This window comes from Pararhodospirillum oryzae, assembly GCF_007992075.1.
Lineage (GTDB): Bacteria > Pseudomonadota > Alphaproteobacteria > Rhodospirillales > Rhodospirillaceae > Pararhodospirillum > Pararhodospirillum oryzae.
This window is the reverse complement of the sequence record NZ_BJZO01000163.1, coordinates 1-2,234: the sequence shown is the minus strand read 5'-3', so window position 1 is coordinate 2,234 and position 2,234 is coordinate 1. Positions and strand designations below refer to the sequence as shown.

The 2,234-nt window shown below is 65.7% G+C and carries 1 protein-coding gene; it reads right to left on the bottom strand.

Annotation, left to right across the window (positions count from 1 at the left end; all coding sequences use genetic code 11):
• Window positions 1–106: 106 nt before the first annotated feature.
• Entirely contained in the window at window positions 107–1,789 is a 1,683-nt protein-coding gene (gene leuA, locus ROR02_RS16235) for a 2-isopropylmalate synthase (protein WP_407672670.1), read from the bottom strand.
• Window positions 1,790–2,234 lie beyond the last annotated feature (445 nt).

Genomic DNA, 2,234 nt, shown 5'->3' with positions numbered 1-2,234 from the left:
TCCAGTTTCAGCCTAGTCGGGATCCGGGAAACACCACCGCCGGAACGGCACGGGGCCGAAGGCGTGCCCGCCTCCGGCCCCGGCCGTCATCGACTGATCGGAGTGATCAGCTTTCCGCCAGGTGGTTGGCCGCCGACAGCACGGCCTTCAGGGCGGCGACCACGATGTTGGAATCAATCCCCACCCCGTGGCGCACGCGGCCATCGGGCAGGCTCGCGCGCACGAAGGCCACGGCCTGGGCGTCGGCCCCCGGACGCAAGGTGTGTTCCTCGTAGTCGTCGATGGTGAACGCCACCCCGCTATCGCGGCGAATCGCGTCCACCAGGGCATCGATCGGCCCGCTGCCCCGGCCATCAATGCTCTTGATGCTGCCGTTGACCTTGACCGTCGCGGTCAGGATGCGGGCCTCGCGCGAGCCCGGATCGGGCAGCGTGCGGTGCTCGATGAAGGCATAGGGCTTGTCGGTGCCCAGGTAGGTCCGCTCAAAGGTGGTCCACAACATGGGGGAGGTGATTTCCTCGCCGGTTTCGTCGGCGATCTTCTGAATGATGCGCGAGAATTCAACCTGCAGGGCGCGCGGCAGGCGAATGCCGTAGTCCTGCTCCATGATGTAGGCGACCCCGCCCTTGCCCGACTGGCTGTTGACCCGGATCACCGCTTCGTAGCTCCGGCCGATGTCGTGGGGGTCGATGGGCAGGTAGGGGACTTCCCAAACCTCCTGATTGCTTTCGCGCATCGCCTTCATGCCCTTGTTGATGGCATCTTGGTGGCTGCCCGAGAACGCGGTGAACACCAGGTCGCCGGCATACGGGTGGCGCGGGTGAACCGGGAGGCGGTTGCAGTCCTCGACCACCTCGCGGATATGCGGCAGGTTGGAGAAAACGATGCCGGGGTCCACCCCTTGCGAGAACAGGTTCAGGCCCAAGGTCACCAGATCGACGTTGCCGGTACGCTCGCCGTTGCCGAACAAGGTCCCCTCGACCCGGTCGGCGCCGGCCATCATGGCCAGTTCGGCGGCGGCCACGGCGGTGCCGCGGTCGTTGTGGGGATGGACGCTGATCAAGACCCGCTCGCGCCCGCGCAAGGTGCGGCCGAACCATTCAATCTGATCGGCGTGGACATTGGGGGTCGACATCTCGACCGTGGCCGGCAGGTTCAAGATCAACGGGTTCTCGGCCGTGGGCTCGAAAACGGCCATCACCGCCTCGCACACCTCGACCGCGTAATCCATCTCGGTGCCGGTGAAACTCTCGGGCGAGTACTGGAAGCGGATCTTGCAGTCGGCGGGCGCCCGGGCCGCGCCGTCGCGCACCATGGTCGCGCCCTTGACCGCCAGGGCGGTGATTCCGGCGCGGTCCATGCCGAAGACCACCCGGCGCTGCAACGCCGAGGTCGAGTTGTACAGATGCACGATCACCGAGGGCGCGCCCGCGATGGCCTCGAAGGTGCGGGTAATCAGATCCTCGCGCGCCTGGGTCAGCACCTGAATGGTGACGTCGGCGGGGATCAATCCCTGTTCAATCAGATGACGCAGGAAGTCGAAATCGGTCTGCGAGGCGGCCGGAAAGCCCACCTCGATTTCCTTGTACCCCATGGAACACAGCAGCTTGAACATCGCCACCTTGCGCTCGATGCCCATGGGTTCGATCAAGGCCTGGTTGCCGTCGCGCAGATCCACGGCGCACCAGATGGGCGGGCGGGTCAAGGTGACGTTGGGCCAGGTTCGATCCGGCAGGGGAACCGGGGTAAAGGGCTGATACTTGCGGCGGGGGTCGACGGTCACGGTCATGGCAACAGGCGCTCCTTGCGGCGCTGGCTGGAAACGGGAAGGTCGGGGAAAGGGGAGGCAACGGCGGAAAAGCGCGCCGGCCGTCGGGCCGCCGTCAGGCCCGGCGGCCGCCCCCTAGTCGTCTTCCCCGCCGGCAAGACACGCGAATAGCGCGGCCGGCCCAACAACAGGCGCCACCAACGGCATACGAACGGGAAGACAGGATCGGCATCATGATCGGAAACCCGGAGTCCACAAGGGAAAGACGGCACGACAAAGGGTTCGCCCGCGAAGGGGCGTCACGAAAGTCGCCGTAGGAGGGTTCCGATCTTGCTCATGGGCGAAAGCCTGATCGCTTTGGACGCCCGCGTCAAGGTTCTTTTGGGAAAGACCCAGGGTCATCGGGTGAAGCCCTGGGTGCCCTCGGGGTGAAGCCCTGGATGCCCTCGGAAGGGAGTTGCTTCAA

Excerpts from the sequence above, each read along its gene's own strand:
- leuA (WP_407672670.1), bottom strand. The coding sequence starts at position 1,789 with ATGACCGTGACCGTCGACCCCCGCCGCAAGTATCAGCCCTTTACCCCG.